This is a genomic window from Saccharothrix longispora, from assembly GCF_030852425.1.
Lineage (GTDB): Bacteria > Actinomycetota > Actinomycetes > Mycobacteriales > Pseudonocardiaceae > Actinosynnema > Actinosynnema longispora.
In genome coordinates, this window is sequence record NZ_NSDM01000016.1 from 119898 (window position 1) to 141086 (window position 21189).

Here is a 21189-nt window from a genome sequence, read left to right on the forward strand (position 1 = left end):
AGGACCGGGGGGCCGTCCCGCGCGGCGGAACGGCCCCCCGGTCGTGCGCTCAGGAGTTGCGCACCCGGTAGGGCGGGATCGAGTTGCCCACCAGCGCCAGGTCGTCGATCGACTCCGGCCGGTAGCCGCAGGCCGGCAGGCGCTCGACCATCAGCGCCGTCGGGTCGGCCACCTCGTCGGCGCGCCCGAACAGGTACGCCCACTCGTGCTCGTCCGAGCCGTAGTACGCGACCGTGTCGAACACCTCGTTGAACCGCTGCCACATGCGGACCAGCGTGGTGTTGCGCCACATCGTCTGGCAGCCCGCCTGGGACACCACGACGCCGCCCGGGGTGAGCAGCGCCTTGCACAGGGCCAGGAACTCCGCGCCGTACAGGCGGTTGTGCTGCGCCTCCTCCTCGCGCTCGTCCGGCAGGTCCACCAGGACGATGTCGTAGCGCTCGGAGGTGGTGCGGATGTACTCGTAGCCGTCGATGTAGCGCACGCGGACCGGGCCCTCGCCGCGCTCGGCGGCGGCCAGCTCCTCCGGCGTGTACCCGTAGGGCAGGTGCTCGGCGCACAGCTTCACGGCCTGCTCGTCGATGTCGATGTGGTCGACCACCGACGCGCCGGCCTCCACCGCCATCCGGCACACCACGCCCTCGCTCGACCCGATGACGAGCACCCGCTCGACCCGGTCGGCCAGCAGCAGCGCCGGGACCATCAGCGCCTCGTGGTAGGTCAGCTGGCTGAACTCGGTGCTCTGCCGGTCGTCGTCGCAGAACAGCGACAACCCCTGGGCGGTGCGGGCGATCACCAGGTGCTGGAACTCGGTCTTCGCGTCGACCACGACCTCGTCGACCTCCCAGTGCCTGGTCATCCCGGCGGCCAGCGGCTCGCGGATCACCTCACCGGTCGCGGTTTCCCGGGTCACGACTTCTCCTCACCGACGAGCGCGGGGACGCGGTGCCCCCGGCTGATCATGTCCGTCCGTGCCGACACGGCACCCAGCGCTTCCGCCAGGAGCTGCACCGCGAGCGCGGGTTTGGCGCGCGTGCCGCAGGTGAACACGTCCACGAACACCGCTCCGACCTCCGGATAGGTGTGGATGGACGCGTGCGACTCCGACAACAGGGCCAGCACGGTGACCCCTTGCGGCTCGAACTGCTTGGAGACCACCTCCAACACCGTGGCATCAGCCTGGGTCAGCGCTTCACCGAGCGCGTGCTTGAGGAACTGCTCGTCGTCGAGCAGTTCCGGGCTCACGCCTTCCAACTCGGCGAGCACGTGCTGTCCTGCGAACAAGCCGACCGGCTCGGATTCGCACGGGAGTCCGGACATCAATCACTCCAAACATCTTCAGAAGGGGTGGAGCGGCGCGAGGGCGTGCTCACCGCACGCAGTGGGTGGCCAACGGGGGGAAGCCGTTGAAGGCCACGGAGGAGTAGCTGGCCGTGTAGGCGCCCGCGCGCAGCAGGTCGACGAAGTCGCCCGCGCGCAGGTCCAGCGGCAGTTCGTAGACGGTGTGCTGGTACAGCACGTCGTCGGCGTCGCACGTCGGCCCGGCGATCACCACGGGACCGGTCGGCCCGCCGTCCCGCGACGTCTCCAGCGGGTAGGCGATGGCCTCGCCCTCGGTCTCCGCGAGACCGCCGTAGCGGCCCACGTCGAGGAACACCCAGCGCTGCTCGTCCGAGTAGGACTTCTTCGCCACCAGCACGACCTCGGAGCGGATCAGCCCCGACTCGGCGACCACGGCACGACCCGGTTCGATCATCACGCGGGGCGTGAAGTCGCCGAAGTGCCGCTCGATCGCGGCGGTGATCGCGGCGCCGTACTCGGCCGGCGCGGGCGGCCGCTCCAGGTACGCGGCGGGCAGGCCGCCGCCCAGGTTCAGCGTCGTCACCGGCAGGCCCTCGGCGCGCAGCTTCAGCACGACCTCGGCGGCGTCGGCGATCGCGCCGTCCCAGCCGGTCGGGTCCAGCTGCTGCGACCCCGCGTGGAACGCCACGCCCAGCGGCGTGAGGCCCAGTTCGGCGGCCAGCCGCAGCAGGTCGGCCGCCATCTCCGGCGCGCAGCCGAACTTCTTGCCGAACGGGTAGGTCGACCCCCGGCTCTCCACCACGATGCGCAGCAGCACCGACGAGCCGGGCGCGTGCTCGGCGACCGCGCGCACGTCCTGCTCGCTGTCGGAGACGAACAGCCGCACCCCGCGCCCGAACGCGTACGCGATGTCGCGGGCCTTCTTGATCGGGTTGCTGTAGGAGATCGCGCCGGGTGCGGCGCCGCGCGCCAGGCACAGGTCGATCTCGGCGGGGCTGGCGACGTCGAAGCAGGACCCCTCGGCGGCCAGCAGTTCGACGACCTCGGGCGCCGGGTTCGCCTTCACCGCGTAGAAGACCGCCACCCGCGGCAGGGCCTCGCGGATCGCGGTGAACCGGTCGCGGACCGTGGGCAGGTCGATGACCAGGCACGGCGTGTCCGGTCGGTCGTGGTCCAGGAAACGACGAATACGAGCTGTTGCCTCGTGTAGCCGGTTGTCGTCGGCAAAGCTCTTCGTCATCTCGCTAGGGGTCCCCCTCCGAGACCGTGTTCAGGCACGGTCTGACCGTCTTCGGGCACGGCGGTCCACGGTACGCGCAGAGGGCGGAAAAAGCGCTACCGGCCGGCGAAGTTGTGACGCAGCTCCACGACGGAGATGTCCGGCGGCGCGCCCACGCGCACCGGCGGACCCCAGAACCCGGCGCCGTTCGACGTGTAGACCTGGGTGCCGTCGATCGTCTCCAGGCCGCTGCGCACCGGCTGCTGGAGGCCGACCGCCAGGTGGAACGGGAACATCTGCCCGCCGTGCGTGTGCCCCGACAGCTGGAGGTCCACGCCGTGCCCGGCCGCCTCGCGCACCTGCACCGGCTGGTGCGCCAGCAGCACCACCGGCGTGCTCGTGTCACGCCCGTCGAGGGCGCGGGCGAAGTCGGGGGCGTCGTCGAAGCTCGCGCCGTTGACGTCGTTCACGCCCGCGAGGTCGAACGTCGCCCCGGCCCGCTCGATCGTCAACCGCTCGTTGCGCAGCGCGTTGACCCCGAGTCGCTCGACCTCGGCGATCCACTGCTCCGCCCCCGAGTAGTACTCGTGGTTGCCGGTGACGAAGAAGCTGCCGTGCGTGCTCACCAGGTCGCGCAGCGGAGCCGCCGCCTCGCCCAGCTCCTCCACCGAGCCGTCCACGAGGTCGCCGACGATCGCCACCAGGTCCACCTGCTGCTCGTTGATCATCCGCACGATCCGCTCGGTGTGCGAGCGGCCGAGCAGCGGACCCAGGTGGATGTCGCTGACCACCGCGATCCGGTAGCCCGACAGCCGCGGGTCGAGCTTGCCCAGGGTCACGGGCACGCGCTTGACCACGGGGTCGCCCAGCGCCCGCGTCGCCCCGTAGGTGACGATGCCCGCCGCGGCCACGCCGCCCGCGACCGCCAGCGACCGGGCCAGGAACAGCCGCCGCCCCTCGTCCACCTCCGGCGCCTCGGGCACCGGGTCGGGCGGGACCTCCCCGGCGTCGACCGCGGTGTCCGGCGTCACGCCCGGCGTCGTGTGCGGCGCCCCGACGGTCGCCGGCACCCGGCCGCGCCGCGCCCGCCGCAGCAGCACCAGCCGGGGGACCTCCAGCAGCCCGAGCAGCACCGTCAGGTAGAACACGCCCGCCAGCCAGAGGAACCCGGGCCACGCCACGACCCGGCCGAACCCGCCCGCGCGCTGGAGGCCGAGCGCCCCGACCACCAGCAGCAGCAGGAACACCACCGCGACCGTGCCGACCCGGCGCCCGCGGCCGGGGCGGGTGGTGTCCCGCACCACCCGCTTCCAGATGTAGTAGTGGGCCGCGGCCATCACGACCGAGAGCAGCAGGAAGAAGAACAACGCGGTGCCTCCAGGGGTGTGCCCTCCAGTTTCCACGAGTCCCGGACCAGGCGTGCAACCCCCCGGCCGCCCGGCGGCGTGACTACCCCGTACCGCGGGATGGGGAGGACGAATGAGTGATCGGGACACCGCGTTCGCGGAGTACTTCGCGGCGCGGTCCGACGCCCTGCGCGGCACGGCGTACCTGCTGTGCGGCGACTGGCACCGCGCCGAGGACCTGGTGCAGACCACGTTCACCAAGCTGTACGTGGCCTGGCGGCGGATCACCCGGCACGACGCACTCGACGCCTACGCCCGGCAGACCCTGGTGCGGACCTTCGTGTCCGAGCTGCGCCGGGGCTGGTTCCGCAAGGAGCGGGTGAGCGAGGCGCCCGCCGACGTGCCGGCCGCGTCGACCGGTTCGGCGGAGGACCGGCTGGTGCTGCTCGCGGCGCTGGCGGGCGTCCCGCCCAGGCAGCGCGCCGTCCTCGTGCTGCGGTACTGGGAGGACCTGTCGGTCGAGCAGACCGCCAGGGTGCTGGGTTGTTCGGAAGGAACCGTCAAGAGCCAGGCCGCGCGGGGGCTGCAGACGCTGCGCGGCTTGGTGAACCCGGAACAGGGAGCGAAGGTGCGATGAACGAGCAGGAGCTGAGGAAGGCGTTGCACGACGCCGTGGTGGCGAGCAGCCCGCCGCCGCCGATGGACCCGCGGACCGCGCTGGGCGCGGCACGCCGCGCCGACCGCAGGCGCAAGACGACCTGGGGCGCCGGTGTCGCCGGGCTCGCCGTGGTGGGCATCGCGGTCGGCGCGACCCTGCTGCCGAGCCACGCGGGAGGCGGGTCGGCGGAGGTGGGCGCGTCACAGCCGGGCACGCCGACGGTGACGGCGACCACGACGGTGCCGCCGACCACGGTGACGACGACGGTGATGCCGACGACGACCGGCACGGCCGCCCCGACCAGCCGGGGGAGCGCGCCCTCGTGGCCGGACGGGCAGACCGACCGGACCGCGACCAGCGGGCCGCGGGCCGCCAAGGGCAGCGGCCTGGTGGACGCCCTCGCCGGGGCGCTGCCCGTCGGCTCGATCACGCAGGAGAGGGGCGGCGCCGCGCCGCGCACCCAGGCCCAGTTCGTCGACTACGCCGGCGACCTCCAGGTCTGGGAGTACCTGATCGAGGCCCCGGTCTCCCCGTCCGGCGCCGCCGCCGGCGTGGCCAGGGTGCTGGTGCAGGTCGAGACCAGGGGCAACAGCCGGGTGCGGGACCTGCCGGGGTGCGGACCGGCGATCGACGAGCCGTACCCGGTGCGGGGCGACGGGCGGTGCGACGTCGTTCGGGTCGGCGGCGCGGACGTGCCCGTGGTCACCGCCCTGGACGCCGGTCCCACCGACTACGAGCAGGCCGCGTTCCACCGGCACGCCGACGGCACGCTCGTGGTCGTCGCCCAGTCCCGCCGCCACCCGGTGGCCAGGGGGCCCGCGCTCACCGAGCCGCTGCTGACCCCGCAGCAGCTCGCCGGGATCGCCGTGGACCCCGCGTTCCACCTGGACTGAGCACGTCCCGGGGGGCCGGTGCGCCCGGCCTCCCGGGTTCGTCCGTCCGGGTGTCCCGGCGGGTACCGTCCTGGTCGCCATGCGGACCCTGCTCATCGACAACCACGACTCGTTCACCTTCAACCTCTTCCAGTTCCTGGCGGAGGTGAACGGGCGGGACCCGGTCGTCGTCGCCAACGACGACCCGCGGTTCCGGCTGTCCGACCTGTCCTCGTTCGACAACGTGCTGATCGGCCCCGGCCCCGGTCGGCCGCAGCGCGCCACCGACCTCGGCCTGGGCGGCGCCGTCGTCGAGCACGCCGACGTGCCGCTGCTCGGCGTCTGCCTCGGCCACCAGGCCCTGTGCCTCGCGGAGGGCGCGTCCGTGGGCCTGGTCACGCCCCGGCACGGCGTCGTCGACCACGTCCGGCACACCGGTGTCGACCTCTTCGCGGGCCTGCCGTCGCCGCTGGCCGTCGTCCGCTACCACTCGCTGGCCGTCTCCGACCTGCCCGCGTCCCTCGAACCGGTCGCGTGGTCGGTGTCGGACGGCGTGCTGATGGCCGTGCGGCACCGGACCCGCCCGCGGTGGGGCGTGCAGTTCCACCCGGAGTCGGTGTGCACCGCGCACGGCCGCGATCTCCTCGCGAACTTCCGCGACCTCACGTCGGCGTCCGCCGTCGAACCGGCCGTCGCGCCCCCGGTGGCCCCCGCCCCGGTGGCCCCCGTCGCGGCCCCGGGCCGTTCCGTGCTGGTGCGGCGGGTCGAGGCCCACCCGTCGCCCGAAGCGGTGTTCGCGGCCCTGTACGGGGACTCCGCGGACGCGTTCTGGCTCGACAGCAGCCTGCCCGGCGGTCGGGGCCGGTTCTCCGTCATGGGCGACGCCTCCGGCCCGCTCGCCAGGGTGGCCACCTACGACGTGGGGGCCGGCGAGGTGACCGTCGACGGGGTGGTGCGCCCCGGGCCGTTCCTGGACTGGCTGGAGGCCGACCTGGCGGCGTGGCGGGTGGAGCAGCCCGACGTGCCGTTCGACTTCGCCCTCGGTTGGGTGGGCTACCTCGGCTACGAACTGAAGGCCGAATGCGGCGGTGAGGCCGCCCACCGTTCGGAGCAGCCCGACGCGGCATTCGTGTTCGCCGACCGGGCGGTCGTTTTCGACCACGAATCCCGGTGCTGCCACCTGCTCGCGTTGAGCGACGAGGACGGCTGGTTGGACCGAACGGAGGCATTCCTGCGCGATTTCCCGGCGCCCGCCGACGTGCCCGCCGGGCGTGTTCCCGCGAGGCCCCGCGGGGACTCCGCGCAGGCCCGGCACGGCCGCACCCGGTACCTGGAGCTCATCGCGGCCTGCCAGGGGGCCATCACGGCCGGCGAGAGCTACGAGGTGTGCCTGACGAACACCGTCACGTGGCGGGGCGCCGTCGACCCGTGGGACGCCTACCGGTTCCTCCGCGCGGAAAGCCCTGCCCCGTTCGGCGCACTGCTCCGTTTCGGTGCGCTCTCCGTGCTCAGCACTTCACCCGAGCGGTTCATCCGGGTCGACCGACAGGGTGTCGTCGAATCCGAACCAATCAAGGGGACGCGACCGCGCGGCCGCACGCCGGAGGGGGACCTCGCTTTGCGGAGGGCCTTGGCGACCAGCGCGAAGGACCGCGCCGAGAACCTCATGATCGTGGACCTCGTGCGCAATGATCTGGGCCATTGCGCTGAAGTCGGCAGCGTCGAGGTGCCCAGGATCTTCGAGGTGGAGAGCTACGCGACCGTGCACCAGCTCGTCAGCACGGTTCGGGCGAGACTGCGTTCCGGCACTTCCGCCACCGCGGCCGTTAGGGCGGCGTTCCCGGGCGGGTCGATGACCGGCGCCCCCAAGATCCGGACAATGCAGATCATCGACGGGCTGGAAGCCGGGGCCCGGGGGGTCTACTCCGGGGCGCTCGGATACTTCTCCCTGTCGGGAACGGCCGACTTCAGCATCGTCATCAGGACGCTGGTGGTGGACCGGGACAAGGTGAGTTTCGGCGTCGGCGGCGCTGTCATCGCGCTGTCAGACCCCGCGGAGGAATTCGAGGAGACCGCCGTGAAGGCGACCGCCCTGCTCAGGCTGCTCGGCACGGGCTTCCCCGACCGCGCATGACGTGACCTGCGTTTTCCCCTGCGGTGAGCCGTGGCCGACCGCAGGGGAAACGGTTGCCCCGCAGGTCAGGAGGCGTGCGCTTCCTGGAACTGCACGACCAGGCCCTGGGGAATGCGGCCGCGGTCGGAGATCTGGTGGCCCTGCGCCCGGGCCCAGTCCCGAATGGCCTGCGCCTGGGCCTTGTCACCAGCCTTTACCGTGCTCTTGCCGGTGCCCTTGCGCTGCTTGCGCCCACCCGCACGGCGTGCCTTGGCGACGAAGTCGGCCAGGGACTCGCGGAGCTTGTCCGCATTGTCCTTGGAGAGGTCGATGGAGTACTCCACACCGTCCAGCGCGAAGGTCACGGTCTCGGCGGCTTCGCTGCCGTCGAGGTCGTCGATGAGTTGGACGACGGTCTGCTGTGCCACTGTTCCTCCGTGTGTGCTCGCATAGCGCGTGCTGCCCTCGACTTGTTCTGCGCCACACGCTTCGGGGGTCACCATAGTGCACGAGAGGAATATCGCCTAACCTTTCGGCATGAAAATGTGACTGGATGCCCCCGGACGGGTCATTTCACGGGCTAAACCACACGACCTGAAATGCGAGGCTGCCCGAAGGTCCTCCGGTGGTGCCCGTCACACCCGGTCGGGTGGCCTATCCTGGACTCGGATACCCGCCCAGGGTAGGGAAGGTGGGGGACGGTGCACGGCTACACGGCGGACAAGGACGCGTACCTCAAGCGGCTCAGGCGCATCGAGGGCCAGGTGCGCGGTCTCCAGCGCATGGTCGAGAACGACGACTACTGCATCGACGTCCTGACCCAGATCTCCGCGGCCACCAAGGCCCTCCAGGCGGTCTCCCTGGGCCTGCTGGAAGAGCACCTGAAGCACTGCGTGGCCCAGGCGGCGGCCGAGGGCGGCGAGGTGGCCGAGGAGAAGATCGCGGAGGCGTCCGCGGCGATCACCCGACTGGTCCGCTCCTGACCGCGCCCCCGTGCCCGGGCGCGGCGCCCTGATCCAGTAGAGTGCTCCCGCCGGCCCCCGTAGCCCAATCGGCAGAGGCAGCGGACTCAAAATCCGTCCAGTGTGCGTTCGAGTCGCACCGGGGGCACCACGCCCGACCGGGCCTCGCGGGCCGATCGCCCGGATCGCTCGACGCGCCCGGTTCCGGACACCCCCACGACGAGAACGGCCGGTCGACGGGTGGGAACACCCCGTCGACCGGCCGTTCCCGGCGCTGTGGCCGGTTGCTCACTCCGAGGGTTCCGACGGCGCCTTGCGGGGCATCAGGACCACGAACGGCAGGCTGAGGGCCGTGGCGGCCAGGACGACGATGAGGGTGACCTCCATCGCGTGGGCGAACCCGGACGTCGCGGCCATGAAGAAGACCGACGTGACCGCGGCCGAGCCGATCGCCGAGGCGAGCTGCTGGATCGAGCCGAGCGAGCCGCTGGCGCTGCCGGCCTCGTCGGGCTTCGCGTCGCCCAGGGCGACGGTCGGGATCGTGGTGAAGCAGAGGCCGGTGCCGACGCCGATGACGATGAACGCCGGGGCCAGCGCCCAGAGGCTGAGGTCCGTCCCGGAGAACTTGACGAGGGCCAGGACCCAACCGCAACCGACGATGGAGACGCCCAGGCCGATGAAGACGAGCTTGCGGCCGAGCTTGGTGACCAGGCCGCCCATGGCGGCGAAGCTGGCGCCGATGAGACCCACGGTGAGCGGCACGAGGCCGAGCGAGGCGTCCCGCGGGCTGGCGTGCAGCCCTTCCTGGATGAACAGCGACAGCACGAAGAACAGGCCGGTGCTGGCGGCGAAGGCGACCAGGCCCACGACCATGCCGGAGGTGAAGCCGCGGTTCTTCAGCAGCGAGGGCTTGATGAGCGGGTGCTCCGCGGTGCGCTGGCGGTAGGCGAAGGCGCCGAAGAACAGCAGGCCGACGACGACCGCGATGACGGAGAAGGCGTGCCAGCCGTTGGTCGAGCCCTCGATCAGGCCGTACAGCAGCCCGAACATGGCCACCGAGAGCAGGCCGGAGCCCCAACCGTCGACGACGGTGGACCGGTCGGCGTCGTCGTCGCGCGGCAGGATCCTGACGGCGATGATCATCCCGATGATGCCGAGGAAGATGTTCGCGAGGAAGATCGGGCGCCAGGACAGGCCGAACAGGTCGGCGTTGATGATGAACCCGGCCAGGACCGGGCCGCCGACGCTGGAGATGCCGAGGACCGGGCCGAACAGGCCGAACGCCTTGGCGAGCATCTCGCGGTCGAACGCCTTCGTCATGATCGCCATGCCCTGCGGGATGAGCAGGGCGCCGAACGCGCCCTGGGCGACCCGGGCGGCGATGAGCAGGCCCGGGTCGGGCGAGAAGCCGATGACCGCCGAGGCCAGGGTGAAGCCGCCCATGCCGATGAGGAAGAGCTTGCGCTGGCCGAACTTGTCGCCCAGCCGGCCGCCGATCAGGAGCAGGACGCCCATGGCGAGCATGTACGCCGGTCCCACCCACTTGATCAGGCTCTCACCGCCGTTGAGCTCGCGGGCGATGGTGGGGGCCGCGATGTTCGTGATTGTCCCGTCGATCACGTCGATGGCGTCGGCGAGCAGCACCAGCCCCAGGATCGCCCACATCCGGCGGCTGGAGAGGCGTGCGGTGCCCGCGCCCGGCTCCGTCGTGCTTGTCATGAGGAACGTCCTTCTCGGTTCCGTCGGGGGCGCCCCCTCATGGGCGACCTCTCGCCCCTACTACGAACGCCGCCGGCCCGATCCGACACCGCCCCGGAGATTTTCTGCGGCACCCGGACGCCGTCCTCGGACCGGGCCGGACACGCCCGCGCGCACGGGCTCCCGGCTACCCCGGTTGGTCGCGGCGACGGGTCAGGTAGGCGGTCTCGGCGGTGTTGCCGGCCAGCTCGATGGCCCGGTCGTAGGCCGCGCGCGCCTGCCGGCCCTGGCCCGTCCGGCGCAGCAGCTCGGCGCGGGTGGCGTGGTAGGCGTGGTAGCCGGCCAGCGCGTTCCCGAGCCGGTCGACGGCCGCCAGCGCCACGTCCGGGCCGTCGACCTCGGCGACCGCGATCGCCCGGTTGAGGGCGATCGTCGGCGACGGGTCGACGCGGACGAGCTGGTCGTACAGGGCGAGCACCTGTGACCAGTCGGTGTCGCGGATGTCCCGGGCGGAGGTGTGCACGGCGTTGATCGCCGCGAGGATCTGGTAGCGACCCGGGGCGACGCCGGCGGCGGCCGCGGCGAGGCGCTCGCGCACCAGCCGGTGGCCCTCGGCGATCAGCGTCGCGTCCCACGCCCCGCGGTCCTGCTCGGCCAGGGGGACCAGTTCACCGCTCGCCGAGACCCGGGCCGGGCGGCGGGCCTCGATGAGCAGCATCAGCGCCAGCAGCCCGGCCACCTCGCCGTCGTCCGGCAGCAGGTCGCGGATCAGGCGGGTGAGCCGGATCGCCTCGGCGGTCAGGTCGTGGCGCACGGGGTCGGTGTCGGGGCTGGTGGCCAGGTAGCCCTCGTTGAAGACGAGGAACAGGACGGCGAGCACGCCGGTGACGCGTGCCGGGAGGTCCTCGGTGGCCGGCACGCGGTAGGGGATGTGCGCCGCTTTGATCTTGGCCTTCGCGCGGGTGATCCGCTGCCCCATGGCGCTCTCGGTCACCAGGAAGGCGCGGGCGATCTCGGGCACGGTCAGACCGCCGACCATGCGCAACGTCAGCGCCAGGCGGGATTCCACCGCCAGCGCCGGGTGGCAGCAGGTGAAGATCAACCGGAGCCGGTCGTCGTCGATGGCGCCGGGGGGCTCGCGCGGGCCGGCGCCGTGCACCATCCGAGCCTCCCTCTGCTTCTCGTCGCGCTTGCTCTCGCGCCGGATGCGGTCGATGGCCTTGCGGTTGGCGGTGGTGGTCAGCCAGGCGGCGGTGTTGGGCGGCACGCCGTCGACCGACCACCGCTCGACGGCGGTCGCGAACGCCTCGGCGGCCGCTTCCTCGGCGATGTCGAGATCGCCGAAGCGCCTGGTCAGGAGGGCGACCACCCGCGCCCACTCCTCGTGGTGGGCGCGGGTGATCGCCTCCCGGACGTCGAACCCGCTCACACGGCCACGAACGGCCGCACCTCGACCTTCCGGTTGCAGGCCCTCGCCCCCTCGGTCGCGAGCTTGAGCGCGACGTCGAGGTCGGGTGCTTCGATGATCCAGAAACCGGCGAGGTACTCCTTCGACTCCAGGAACGGGCCGTCGGTGACCACCGCCTCCGCGCCCCGGTGGTCGATGACGGTGGCGTTCTCCGGTGCGCTGAGCCCACCGGCGAAGACCCAGTGCCCCTGGGCGCGGAGCCGGTCGTTGAACACGTCGATCGCAGCCTGCTCGTCCGGGTCGTCGGTGCTGGCCTGGTCGTGGATCACGGAAAGCAGGTACTGCATCCGCAACATCTCCTCTGGCGTCAGGACAGTGTGGTGAAGCGGTCCGGTGCGTCGGCCAGCGTAATACCGCGGCGCCGGCCGGCAGGCGGACCCGGGTGGTCCGACCGGGTCGGGTCGGCCCCCGAGCGGACCGGGACGCGTCGGCGCGGCGGCCGGCGGGTGATCCGCGAGGACCTCGCCCTACGGCTTGCCGAACCGGCGTCCCGGCTCGCCGCGGCACCGCGACGCCGCGCGGCCGCTCGGGCCGCGCCCACCGCTTCAGCGGCCGTCGACCAGGTCGCGCACGCGCTCGGCCAGCTCCGGCGTCACGGCGTCGGGCCGTTCCGCGGGCGGCGGCGGTGTGATCCGGCACCGCTCCGGAACGCTCCCGGGCAGCACGAAGCCGGGCTCGTCGGTCAGCACCGAGATCGCGACCGCGTCGGAGGGCACCTTCACGGGGCGGTCGTTGCGGCAGGCCAGCAGGAAGGCGAGCCACGTCCGGTACGACACCAGCAGTTCGGAGAACGCCAGGGGGGGCTTGGTGAGGCCGAGCCGCGTCGCCACCCCCGCCAGCCCCTCGTTCATGAGCTGCTCCATCCCGGCGACGCAGGCCAGCGGATCGCCGTCCAGGTCGGGACTGGCGAGACCGCCGACGCCCAACTTCCCCTGGAACTCGGCGAAGCGCTCGGTGACGTGGTCCGTGCCGGGCCAGGTCGGCTGCACCAGGATGGCGGTGACCTCCCGCTCGCCGACCAGCCGTTCGGCGATCTGCAGGGCCAGGCCGGCGGCGCTGCAGTGGCCCACGACGAACACGCGCCGGTCGCCGGTCGCGGTGGACTCGTCGGAGCGGAAGGCGGCGGCGGTCTCGTCGGCCAGTTCCGGCAGGGTGGCGTAGAGCCGGTCACCGGACAGCGCACCGCGCGGGTCCACCTGGTAGACCGGGTGACCGGCGGCCACGTCGCCGACCAGCCGGCTGAGCCGCGGCGTCGGGGTGAGCGGCTGGAAGTCGGCGACCAGGACGGCCGCCCCGCCCCCGGAGCTGAGCCTGCTGCACAGTGGTTTGGTGCCAATGACGGCCTGCATCGGTGGTTCCTTCCCCTCGGGCGCTTCAGCCCTCGGACACCAGCGGGACTTCCGCGTACCCGTCGAAGACGAACGTCGCCGCGCTTCTTCGTCGGGCGGAACGGCCGGGCTCCGGCGCCCGGGGGCGGATTTCCGAATCCCGTGACGAACGGGGTGACCCCGTGCGGCCGTGCTGACAGCTTCGCGAGGACCGATTCCCCCGGCAACTCCCCCATTGCGGCCGTCGTGCCCGCCCATCCGGCTCCGGCACGACGAAAGGCCCCGGGGAGTAGCGTAGCCGTGATCACACACCTGCCCCTGGAGGTTGACCATGCGCTCGACGGCCCACTCGTTTCGCACACCCGGAGGAATTACGCTCGGGGTCGAGCACTTCGGCGACGAGACGGCGCCCCTCGTGCTGCTCGCGGGCAGCGTGACCATGCTGGCCTGGCCCGACGCGCTGTGCGAGGCGCTCGCCCGCGGGGGGCGTCACGTCGTGCGCTACGACCTGCGCGACGCCGGCACCTCGACGACCATCGACCCCGACGCCCCGAGGTACACGCTGCGCGACCTCGCCGCCGACGCCGCCGCGCTGGCCCGCGGCCTCGACGACCGCCCGGCGCACCTGGCGGGCATCGGCGTCAGCGGGATGGTGGCCCAGCTCGCCGTGCTCGACCACCCGGACGCGTTCTCGGCGCTCACCCTCGTCGGGACGCGGTCCGTCGCACCGGGCCCGGTCGACCCCGACCTGCCCGACCACGACGCGGCGAAGATGAAGAAGCGGTTCTCGCTCCCGAAGCCGGACTGGTCCGACCGCGCCTCCGTCGTGAAGTTCGCCGGCATCGCCGCGGAGGTCTTCGACGACGACCCCGCCGAGGCGCGCGCGACCGCCGAGCGCATCTTCGACCGCACTCCGGGCGCCAACGACTCGGTCCGGATCGCCAACCACGTGGGCATGGTGTTCGCCAGGCTGGACTGCGGGCCGCGCTGGCGCGAGCGCCTGCCCGAGATCGCGGTGCCGACGCTGGTGGTGCACGGCCGTCGCGACCCGTTCTTCCCCGTCGGCAACGGCGAGGCGCTCGCCCGCGAGATCCCCGACGCGCGGCTGCTCGTGCTGGAGAAGGCCTCGACCGCGATCCCGGTCGCCGCCTCCGACGAGGTCGCCGAGGCGATGCTCGCGCTCTGATCGTCGATCGGGTCGGCCACCACGTGGTGCCGGCCGCGACCGGGCCCTGGCCGCCGTGACCGCCCCGGCGGTCACGGCGCGGTAGCCCGCCGCACCGCGATCACCGCACCGACTTCGCCGCTCGGCGGCGCCGATGTCGAATCCACCGGAATGGTGTGGGCGAGGTTCGACCCGCGACCACCCGCGCGCCGCGCGGAATTGCGACATACCTCCTGTACCGCCGGATTCCGACCATCCGCAATGGCGCAGTCCTTCCCGGACGGAAGACGCCTTCGGCGGCATCTCTCCCATTGCCGAGCCGTGCCCCGATCTGAGCAATGCGGAAGATCGCGGGCAAGCCCGGGGCTGCGAAGGTTGTCGGGGGAGATTCTCGAAGCCCGAATGGAAGGTGAGCGGCTGATGGCTGCTACTGCGATCCAGGATGTGCGAGATGTGCTGGCCGCCTACCCCGAACTCGCGGAGGCCGCGGTCCTGACGCATGTTCAGGAACCCGTGGGCCAGGTCGGAGTGGCCTACGTCGTGCCCAGCAGCCCCGGTCTCGACCTGGCCGCGTTGCACAGGTACCTCAGGGAGAGGTTGCCCGGCAGCGCGGTGCCGGCCGCCGTCGTGGTCGTCGACGCCATTCCGGTGGACTCCGAGGGAACGCCGGAGGCGCAGGCGCTCCCCGCGCCCGACCTGCGCGGCCTGCTGCCCTACCGGGCGCCCGAGACCCCCCGCCAGGAAGTCCTGTGCGCGGTCTTCGCCGAAGTGCTCGGCCGGACCCGGTGCGGCATCGACGACAACTTCTTCATCATGGGCGGCGAGTCGATCGACGCCATGGTGATAGCGGGCCGGGTCGGCCCGGAGTTCGGCCTGGAGATCTCGATGAACGAACTCTTCGACGCCCCCACCGTCGCGGAGCTCGACCAGCTGCTGGACCGGCTGAGCAGCGGCGGCTGATGGTGGTCGGGGTCGCCAACAGGATGCGGGGCCTGCGGCAGTCCGTCCTCGGGGCCATGACCGTGCGCTGCCGGCAGCTCGGCGCCGTCAACCTCGCGCAAGGGCTCAGCCAGGTCCCGCCACCCGCTTCGCCGTTGGCCGAGGGCGCACGGGACTTCGAGCACCTCGGTCATTCGTACAGCCAGCCCGAGGGCCTCGCCGTCTTCCGCGAAGCCGCCGCCGACAAGCTGAAGAGGTGCAGCGGGATCAGCGTCGATCCCGCGACCCAGGTCGTGGCCACGGTCGGCGCGACGGGCGCCCTCATGGCGACGCTCAGCGCCCTGCTCGACGCGGGGGACGGCGTCATCCTGTTCGAGCCCTTCTACAGCTACTACCCGTCCTCGCTCCAGGTGCTGGACCTGCACCCGCAGCCGGTCCGGCTGGTCGGGCCGGATTTCCGGATCACCGGGGAGTCGCTGCGGGCGGCCGTCACCGACCGGACGCGCGCGATGATCCTCTGCACGCCGAACAACCCGACCGGGCGACGGCTCACCGCGGCGGAACTCGCCGTCGTCGCGGCCGTCGCGGACGAGCACGACCTGCTCGTCATCACCGACGAGGTGTACGAGGACATCTACTTCGACCCGGCCCCGCACCTCGCCGCGGCGGCGGTCGGGAACCTCGGCGAGCGCACGGTGACGTTGTCGTCGCTGGGGAAGTCGTTCAGCGTTCCCGGGTGGCGGCTGGGTTACGCCTCCGGCCCGGAACGGCTGATCAGCGCGATCAGGGTCGCGGCCGACTCGCTCGTCGTCTGCGCGCCGACCCCGTTGCAGCAGATCGGCGCGCGGGCGCTGGGCCTGGGCGACGACTACTACCGCGACCTCCGCGCGATGTACGACCGGAAGCGCCGGTACCTGGCGGAGGGCTTCGCCGCCGCCGGGTTGTCGCCCAACGAACCGGAAGGCTCGTACTACCTGTTCGTCGACTGCTCGCGGATGGGCGTGGCGACCGGGGCGGAAGCGGCCGAGGTGCTGCTGGAGGACAACCTCGTCGGAACGGTGCCGGGGGAGGCGTTCTACCTGGACGCGCCGGACCGTCCGTACGTGCGCGCCTGCTTCTCCCTTCCGGACGAGGTACTGGCCGAAGCTGTCGACAGGTTGGCGAGCGGGAGTCTGACCCATGGTTGAGAACGTGAGTGAGTCGGCCGGTGGACGCGCGGTCCTCGTGACCGGGGCGGCCCGGGGCATCGGGTGGGCCATCGCGAGGCGGTTCGCGGCGGCCGGTGACCGGGTGGCGATCCTCGACAAGGGCGTGGGTGGTGTCGCGGGGGAGCTGGTGGCCGGGCTCGACGGCGACGGGCACGTCGTCGTCGAGGCCGACCTGATGGACAGCGAGGCCCTGCCGGCGGCGGTGGACTCCGCCGTCGGACGACTGGGCGGCCTGGACGTCCTGGTGAACAACGCCGGTGTCTTCGTCGCGCACCCGATCACGGAGGTCGACTACGCGGCCTGGCAGGAGCACTGGCGGTTGACGCTGGGGGTCAACCTGGTCGGCGCGGCCAACGTGACCTGGTGCGCGGTCAGGCACATGACGGAGCGGGGGCGCGGCGGGCGGATCGTCAACGTCTCGTCGCGCGGCGCGTTCCGCGGCGAGCCGGACGTGCCCGCCTACGGGGCCAGCAAGGCGGGCCTGAACTCCCTGACCCAGTCGCTCGCGCTCGCGCTCGCGCCGCACCGGATCGCGGTCTCCGCCGTGGCGCCCGGGTTCGTGGCCACGGAGATGACCACGGACTGGCTCGTGCCGCCGGGCGGTGACGAGATCAGGGCGCAGAGCCCGTTCGGCCGGGTCGCCGAGCCAGGCGAGATCGCCGAGGGCGTGTTCTACCTGGCCTCCGCCCAGGCCGAGTGGGCCAGTGGCGCCATCCTCGACCTGAACGGCGCCTCCTACCTGCGGAGCTGAGACCGGGCGCCGGCGGCTGGGACGTCAGACGCCGGCGGTCCGCTGCTCCATGAGCGCGACGATCTCCGCCACGGTGTCGAGTTCGAGCAGCTCGTCGTCGGTGATCTCGATGCCGTGGCGCCGGCTGAGCACCATGGACAGCTCGACGACGGCGAGCGAGTCCAGGCCCGCGTCCTCGCGGCTCGCGTCCGGGCGCACCCCGTCGACGTCCAGCAGCAGGACCTCGGTCATGACTGATTTCAACAGCTCGTACATTGCGTCCTCCGGTGTCCGTCGGCTGGGTGCCCTATGCGTCGCGGATGTCGAGTTCGGGCCAGGTCAACGTGGTGGCGCCCCAGGTGAGGCCGCCGCCGAAGGCGGCGAGCAGCACCCGGTGGCCGGGTTCGAGGGTCCCGTCCGACGCCGCCTGGGCGAGCAGGACCGGTATCGAGGCGGCGGCGGTGTTGCCGACCTCGGCGATGTTCTGGGCCACCACGTCCCGGCGCAGGCCGAGCCGGGTGGCCAGTGCGGCGCTGACGCGCGCGTTCGCCTGGTGGGTGACCACGCGGTCGACGTCGTCCAACCGCCAGCCCGCCCCGGCGAGCGCCTCGGTCGCCGCGGCGCTCATCCGCTCGACCGAGTGCCGGAACACCTCGCGTCCCCGCATCCGGAAGTACTGCGACCCGTCGTCCGGCGCCTCCGCCCCGAGGGGGGCCCGCGAGCCGCCGGCCTCCACCGTGATCAGCCCGGTGCGGTCGCCGTCGCTGCCCAGCACCAGCGGGCCGATGGCCCCCGGCTCGTCGGCCCGGCCGCGCCGCAGCACCACGGCGCCCGCCCCGTCGCCGAAGATCGGCAGGGTCGTCCGGTCGTCCGGGTCGAGCAGGGTGGAGAACGCCTCGGCGGCGATCAGCAGGACGCGCTCGGCCAGCCCCGCCGCGATGAAGCCCGCCGCCGTCGCCAGGCCGTAGACGAACCCCGTGCACACGGCCGAGACGTCGAAGGCGGCGACACCGCCGAGGCCGAGGCGCGCGGCCACGTCGGGCGCGGTCGCCGGGCAGCGGTGGTCCGGGGTGGTGGTCGCCAGCACGACGGCGTCGACCGGCCCGCCGCCCGCCGACCGGAGCGCGGCCCGGCCCGCCTCGACCGCGAGGTCGGACGTCGCCACGCCCGGCTCGACCCAGCGGCGGCGGGAGATCCCGGTCCGGCCCACGATCCAGTCCTCCGACACGTCGAGCCGCTCGCACAACTGCGCGTTGGTGACCACCCGCTCCGGCAGCCAGGACCCGAGGCCGCAGACGACCGCGCGATCCGCGGACCCGGTGGCGCCACCCGTCACGACCGGTCCCCGCTCCCGGCGCCCCGCAGGGCCAGCGCGACGTCCACGATGAGGTCCTCCTGGCCCGCGACCGCCTGGCGGCGGCCGAGCTCGAAGAAGACGTCGCGCGGGTCGACGCCCTCGCGGGCGGAGATGTCGAGCACCCGGGTCTTGAACCCGGAGAACACCCCGGCGAGGCCGCTGACGATGGAGATGGAGTCCACGGTCGGCGGCGCGGGCATCAGCTCCCGCTCGGCGATGTCCGCCGCGTCCAGGAGCCGGTACAGGTCGATGCCGGTGCGGTAGCCCACGCGTTCGAGCACCGGCACCAGGACCTCGAGCTGCGTGTTGCCCGCCCCGGCGCCGAAACCCCGGGCGCACGCGTCCAGGATGGACGCTCCCGCGTCGGCCGCCGCGATGGAGTTCGCCACGGCCATGCCGAGGTTGTTGTGCCCGTGGAACATCACCGGCACGTCGACCGCGGCGCACATGGCCGTGATGCGCTCGGTGACGTCGGAGGGCAGGTAGTGGCCCGCGGAGTCCATGATGCCCACCCCGGTGGCGCCGTAGTCGACCAGGCGCGCGCAGTGCTCGGCGAGCCGCTCGGCGCTGGTCATGTGGCTCATCATGAGCACGGCGTGCGCCTCGACGCCCTGCTCGCGCAGGAAGCCCAGGTGCCGTTCGGCCAGGCTGGACTCGGTGCAGTGGGTGCCGATGCGCACCAGGTCGACGTCGTGCGCGATGGCCCTCTCGATGTCCTTGGTCGTGCCCCAGCCGGGCAGCATGAAGACACCGAGCTTGCTGTTCGTCAGGGCTTCCCTGGTGATCGACAGCATCTCGTCGTCGCCGAGCCTGGCCTGGCCGACCTGGAGCGAGGAGGCGCCCAGCCCGTTGCCGTGGCCGACCTCGACCACCGGGACACCCGCGGCGTCCGCGGCGAGCGCGTAGGCGCGCAGCTGCTCCGCGCCGAGGCTGTGCCGGACGGCGTGGTGGCCGTCCCGCAGGCTCGGGTCGTGGATCAGGATCGGCTTGCCCGCGACGTCCGGGCTCGTTGCCTCGGTCATGAGTTCACCACGTCCGCAGTCGGGAGCCGGTCCGCCGCGTAGCTCTCCGCGACCAGGAGCGCGGCGGAATTGATGATGTCGAGGTTCCCGGCGTAGCGCGGGATGCGGTCCCCGGAGGACGTGACCTCCACGGCGACGAAGCCCCTGCCGTCGTTCGCGCTGCACGCCTTCACCTCGAAGCCCTTGGCGAAGGAGCGGACCTCGGCCGCGGCGCCCGCCACCAGCGAGCGCAACGAGTCGGTGGTGAGGTCCTCGCCCAGCAGGGACATGGCGACCCGGAACGTCGCGGGAGGCCGCGCGGGGCTGATGTTGAGGATCGCCTTGACGTCCGCGACCCCGGTGAACAGGCGGACCGCTTCCTGCGTGGTGTCCACGTACTCGTCGAGGTTCAGGCGGGTCCCGCGGCCGATGCTCAGGGTGGCGGCGGTCGTGACCACCTCGACGTAGTGGACCCGGTGGGCCTGCGTGATCGCGCGCAGGATCGGCACCGCCGCCTGCCCGCCGCAACTCACCATGCTGAGGTCGCGGTGCGCGGAGATGTCCTCCCGGTTGACGGTCGGGAAGATCATCCGACCGTTCCGGCTGGGCGTGAGGTCGATGACCACCGTGCCCAGGGGTGAGAGCTTCTCCACGTGCTCGACGTGGGCGGCCGCGCTGGTGGCGTCGAACACCACGTCGAACGGCCGCTCGACGTCCACGAGGGACTGCACGCCCCCCGTCGCGACCGGCACACCGAGCTGGGCCGCCTGGCGCAGCCCCGAGGTGGCCTGGTCCCGGCCCGCGACGAGCCCCAGGTCGAGGTGGTCCGAACGGATGATCTTGGCCATGAGGTCGATGCCGATGAGGCCCGCGCCGAGCACCGCCACGGACAGTCGGCCGGGAGCTGTCCGGTTGTCGTTGTAGGTCATTCGTCACCCCTGACGTGAGGAACATCGTTCCGGGCCGCCACCGCTCCCCGCGTGCGGGGCGCAGCCCTTGCGCAACGGCTTGGACGGTCAGTCGCGGGCGCGCTTGTACGCCAGCGTGACGCCGTCGAAGACGGGAAGCATGCTCAGCTCGACCCGCTCGTCGTCGCGCAGCGCGGAGTTCAGCGCGCGCATCGAGTCCGTCTCCGGGTCGCTGATGTCCGGTCGCGCCACGTTGCCGGTCAGGAGGACGTTGTCGATGGCCATCAGCCCGCCCGGCCTGAGCAGTTCGAGGCACCGCTCGTAGTAGAGGGGATAGCCTTCCTTGTCGGCGTCGATGAAGGCGAAGTCCACGGTGCCCGCCGCGCCGTCGGCCAGCAGCGCGTCGAGGGTCTGCACCGCGGGGCGCAGTTCGAGCTGGATGCGGTCGGCGACGCCGGCCCGTTCCCAGAACGGGCGCCCGATCTCGGCCCACTCCGCGTTGAAGTCGCAGGCGATGACGCGGCCGCCCGGGGGGAGCGCGCGCGCCATGGCCAGCGTGCTGTACCCGGTGAACACCCCGACCTCGACCACGGTGGTGGCGGACGTCAACCCGACGAGGAAGCCGAGCAGCTGCCCCTGCTCCGGTGAGACCGCCATCCTGTGCTCGAACACCTGCGCGGAAGTGGCCTCCCGCAGCCCGCGCGCGATCTCGTCCTCGCGCAGCGACACGTCCTGCACGTACTGCTGGATCTCATCGTCCAGCACCAGATGAACGAGCACCGGTTCCTCCTCGTGATGCCGACGCTGTCACGACCATGATTACCGGCGAGAGCGCCGGCCAACGTCTTCCGGGTTGCGAGGCTGAACAGCGCGAACAGTCGCGGCCGTGACGCGCGGGCGACAAACCAAGGCGAG

The 21189-nt window shown here is 72.4% G+C and carries 22 protein-coding genes and 1 tRNA gene; 9 read left to right on the top strand and 14 right to left on the bottom strand.

The window, feature by feature from the left end; translation table 11 throughout:
• Positions 1-49: 49 nt before the first annotated feature.
• The 4 genes from CKY47_RS30850 to CKY47_RS30865 form a co-directional block, all read right to left on the bottom strand.
• Positions 50-886 (bottom strand): spermidine synthase, encoded by an 837-nt coding sequence (locus CKY47_RS30850; RefSeq protein ID WP_442638274.1) that lies wholly within the window; start codon positions 884-886, stop codon positions 50-52.
• Between the two features lie 23 nt (positions 887-909).
• Positions 910-1320, bottom strand: a complete 411-nt coding sequence (gene speD / locus CKY47_RS30855) for an adenosylmethionine decarboxylase (protein WP_306749847.1) — start codon at positions 1318-1320, stop codon at positions 910-912.
• Positions 1321-1369: 49 nt separating this feature from the next.
• Complete coding sequence (locus tag CKY47_RS30860; protein WP_306749848.1) at positions 1370-2542, bottom strand: type III PLP-dependent enzyme; 1173 nt, start codon at positions 2540-2542, stop codon at positions 1370-1372.
• A gap of 95 nt (positions 2543-2637) precedes the next feature.
• A complete protein-coding gene (locus CKY47_RS30865; RefSeq protein ID WP_306749849.1) occupies positions 2638-3888 on the bottom strand; it encodes a metallophosphoesterase in 1251 nt (416 codons plus the stop codon).
• Between the two features lie 112 nt (positions 3889-4000).
• Here CKY47_RS30865 and CKY47_RS30870 point away from each other — a divergent pair, with 112 nt between their 5' ends.
• From CKY47_RS30870 to pabB, 3 genes are all read left to right on the top strand, one after another.
• Positions 4001-4504, top strand: coding sequence for a SigE family RNA polymerase sigma factor (locus CKY47_RS30870; protein ID WP_306749850.1), 504 nt, complete (start codon positions 4001-4003; stop codon positions 4502-4504).
• Positions 4501-5418 carry a hypothetical protein gene (locus tag CKY47_RS30875; RefSeq protein WP_306749851.1) on the top strand — a complete coding sequence of 306 codons (918 nt, stop codon included), beginning with the start codon at positions 4501-4503 and terminating at the stop codon, positions 5416-5418. Before CKY47_RS30870 ends, CKY47_RS30875 begins: the two co-directional genes overlap by 4 nt.
• A 79-nt stretch (positions 5419-5497) precedes the next feature.
• Complete coding sequence (gene pabB, locus CKY47_RS30880) at positions 5498-7531, top strand: aminodeoxychorismate synthase component I (RefSeq protein ID WP_306749852.1); 2034 nt, start codon at positions 5498-5500, stop codon at positions 7529-7531.
• A 65-nt stretch (positions 7532-7596) separates the two neighbouring features.
• On the opposite strand, the gene CKY47_RS30885 is transcribed toward pabB, so the two are convergent.
• Entirely contained in the window at positions 7597-7938 is a 342-nt protein-coding gene (locus CKY47_RS30885) for a histone-like nucleoid-structuring protein Lsr2 (protein ID WP_015104119.1), read from the bottom strand.
• A gap of 273 nt (positions 7939-8211) precedes the next feature.
• On the opposite strand from CKY47_RS30885, the gene CKY47_RS30890 reads away from it, so the two are divergent.
• Together CKY47_RS30890 and CKY47_RS30895 are read left to right on the top strand one after the other, a co-directional pair.
• The gene (locus CKY47_RS30890) at positions 8212-8493 is read left to right on the top strand and encodes a metal-sensitive transcriptional regulator (protein ID WP_306749853.1); all 282 of its coding nucleotides are present in this window, start codon (positions 8212-8214) and stop codon (positions 8491-8493) included.
• 53 nt (positions 8494-8546) lie between these two features.
• Positions 8547-8623, top strand: a tRNA-Leu gene (locus CKY47_RS30895).
• Positions 8624-8760: 137 nt separating this feature from the next.
• On the opposite strand, the gene CKY47_RS30900 is transcribed toward CKY47_RS30895, so the two are convergent.
• The 4 genes from CKY47_RS30900 to CKY47_RS30915 form a co-directional block, all read right to left on the bottom strand.
• A complete protein-coding gene (locus tag CKY47_RS30900; protein WP_306749854.1) occupies positions 8761-10191 on the bottom strand; it encodes an MFS transporter in 1431 nt (476 codons plus the stop codon).
• Between the two features lie 166 nt (positions 10192-10357).
• Positions 10358-11599: an RNA polymerase sigma factor gene (locus CKY47_RS30905; RefSeq protein ID WP_306749855.1), complete on the bottom strand. Its 1242-nt coding sequence runs from the start codon at positions 11597-11599 to the stop codon at positions 10358-10360.
• Positions 11596-11925, bottom strand: coding sequence for a YciI family protein (locus CKY47_RS30910; protein ID WP_306749856.1), 330 nt, complete (start codon positions 11923-11925; stop codon positions 11596-11598). Before CKY47_RS30910 ends, CKY47_RS30905 begins: the two co-directional genes overlap by 4 nt.
• A 258-nt stretch (positions 11926-12183) precedes the next feature.
• Positions 12184-12987 (bottom strand): hypothetical protein, encoded by an 804-nt coding sequence (locus CKY47_RS30915; RefSeq protein ID WP_306749857.1) that lies wholly within the window; start codon positions 12985-12987, stop codon positions 12184-12186.
• 310 nt (positions 12988-13297) lie between these two features.
• On the opposite strand from CKY47_RS30915, the gene CKY47_RS30920 reads away from it, so the two are divergent.
• The 4 genes from CKY47_RS30920 (at position 13298) to CKY47_RS30935 (ending at position 17029) form a co-directional block, all read left to right on the top strand.
• Positions 13298-14152, top strand: coding sequence for an alpha/beta fold hydrolase (locus CKY47_RS30920; protein WP_306749858.1), 855 nt, complete (start codon positions 13298-13300; stop codon positions 14150-14152).
• A gap of 399 nt (positions 14153-14551) precedes the next feature.
• A complete protein-coding gene (locus CKY47_RS30925; protein ID WP_306749859.1) occupies positions 14552-15091 on the top strand; it encodes a phosphopantetheine-binding protein in 540 nt (179 codons plus the stop codon).
• Positions 15091-16257, top strand: a complete 1167-nt coding sequence (locus CKY47_RS30930; protein ID WP_306749860.1) for a pyridoxal phosphate-dependent aminotransferase — start codon at positions 15091-15093, stop codon at positions 16255-16257. Before CKY47_RS30925 ends, CKY47_RS30930 begins: the two co-directional genes overlap by 1 nt.
• Positions 16250-17029 (top strand): SDR family NAD(P)-dependent oxidoreductase, encoded by a 780-nt coding sequence (locus CKY47_RS30935; RefSeq protein ID WP_371320765.1) that lies wholly within the window; start codon positions 16250-16252, stop codon positions 17027-17029. Before CKY47_RS30930 ends, CKY47_RS30935 begins: the two co-directional genes overlap by 8 nt.
• 24 nt (positions 17030-17053) lie before the next feature.
• Here CKY47_RS30935 and CKY47_RS30940 read toward each other — a convergent pair whose 3' ends face one another.
• The 5 genes from CKY47_RS30940 to CKY47_RS30960 all read right to left on the bottom strand — a co-directional run bounded on the left by CKY47_RS30940 (position 17054) and on the right by CKY47_RS30960 (position 21054).
• Positions 17054-17284 carry an acyl carrier protein gene (locus CKY47_RS30940; RefSeq protein ID WP_306749862.1) on the bottom strand — a complete coding sequence of 77 codons (231 nt, stop codon included), beginning with the start codon at positions 17282-17284 and terminating at the stop codon, positions 17054-17056.
• Positions 17285-17315: 31 nt separating this feature from the next.
• On the bottom strand, positions 17316-18344 hold the full coding sequence (locus tag CKY47_RS30945; RefSeq protein ID WP_306749863.1) for a beta-ketoacyl-ACP synthase III: 1029 nt from the start codon (positions 18342-18344) through the stop codon (positions 17316-17318).
• Positions 18341-19387, bottom strand: a complete 1047-nt coding sequence (gene dmpG, locus CKY47_RS30950) for a 4-hydroxy-2-oxovalerate aldolase (RefSeq protein WP_306749864.1) — start codon at positions 19385-19387, stop codon at positions 18341-18343. Before dmpG ends, CKY47_RS30945 begins: the two co-directional genes overlap by 4 nt.
• Complete coding sequence (locus CKY47_RS30955; protein WP_306749865.1) at positions 19384-20295, bottom strand: acetylating acetaldehyde dehydrogenase; 912 nt, start codon at positions 20293-20295, stop codon at positions 19384-19386. The genes dmpG and CKY47_RS30955 overlap by 4 nt, the downstream gene beginning before the upstream one ends.
• A gap of 87 nt (positions 20296-20382) precedes the next feature.
• On the bottom strand, positions 20383-21054 hold the full coding sequence (locus CKY47_RS30960) for a class I SAM-dependent methyltransferase (protein ID WP_306749866.1): 672 nt from the start codon (positions 21052-21054) through the stop codon (positions 20383-20385).
• Between the last annotated feature and the right edge of the window lie 135 nt (positions 21055-21189).

Excerpts from the sequence above, each read along its gene's own strand:
- speD (WP_306749847.1), bottom strand. The coding sequence starts at position 1,320 with ATGTCCGGACTCCCGTGCGAATCCGAGCCGGTCGGCTTGTTCGCAGGA.
- CKY47_RS30860 (WP_306749848.1), bottom strand. The coding sequence starts at position 2,542 with ATGACGAAGAGCTTTGCCGACGACAACCGGCTACACGAGGCAACAGCT.
- CKY47_RS30870 (WP_306749850.1), top strand. The coding sequence starts at position 4,001 with ATGAGTGATCGGGACACCGCGTTCGCGGAGTACTTCGCGGCGCGGTCC.
- CKY47_RS30875 (WP_306749851.1), top strand. The coding sequence starts at position 4,501 with ATGAACGAGCAGGAGCTGAGGAAGGCGTTGCACGACGCCGTGGTGGCG.
- pabB (WP_306749852.1), top strand. The coding sequence starts at position 5,498 with ATGCGGACCCTGCTCATCGACAACCACGACTCGTTCACCTTCAACCTC.
- CKY47_RS30900 (WP_306749854.1), bottom strand. The coding sequence starts at position 10,191 with ATGACAAGCACGACGGAGCCGGGCGCGGGCACCGCACGCCTCTCCAGC.
- CKY47_RS30910 (WP_306749856.1), bottom strand. The coding sequence starts at position 11,925 with ATGCAGTACCTGCTTTCCGTGATCCACGACCAGGCCAGCACCGACGAC.
- CKY47_RS30915 (WP_306749857.1), bottom strand. The coding sequence starts at position 12,987 with ATGCAGGCCGTCATTGGCACCAAACCACTGTGCAGCAGGCTCAGCTCC.
- CKY47_RS30920 (WP_306749858.1), top strand. The coding sequence starts at position 13,298 with ATGCGCTCGACGGCCCACTCGTTTCGCACACCCGGAGGAATTACGCTC.
- CKY47_RS30925 (WP_306749859.1), top strand. The coding sequence starts at position 14,552 with ATGGCTGCTACTGCGATCCAGGATGTGCGAGATGTGCTGGCCGCCTAC.
- CKY47_RS30930 (WP_306749860.1), top strand. The coding sequence starts at position 15,091 with ATGGTGGTCGGGGTCGCCAACAGGATGCGGGGCCTGCGGCAGTCCGTC.
- CKY47_RS30935 (WP_371320765.1), top strand. The coding sequence starts at position 16,250 with ATGGTTGAGAACGTGAGTGAGTCGGCCGGTGGACGCGCGGTCCTCGTG.
- CKY47_RS30940 (WP_306749862.1), bottom strand. The coding sequence starts at position 17,284 with ATGTACGAGCTGTTGAAATCAGTCATGACCGAGGTCCTGCTGCTGGAC.
- dmpG (WP_306749864.1), bottom strand. The coding sequence starts at position 19,387 with ATGACCGAGGCAACGAGCCCGGACGTCGCGGGCAAGCCGATCCTGATC.
- CKY47_RS30955 (WP_306749865.1), bottom strand. The coding sequence starts at position 20,295 with ATGACCTACAACGACAACCGGACAGCTCCCGGCCGACTGTCCGTGGCG.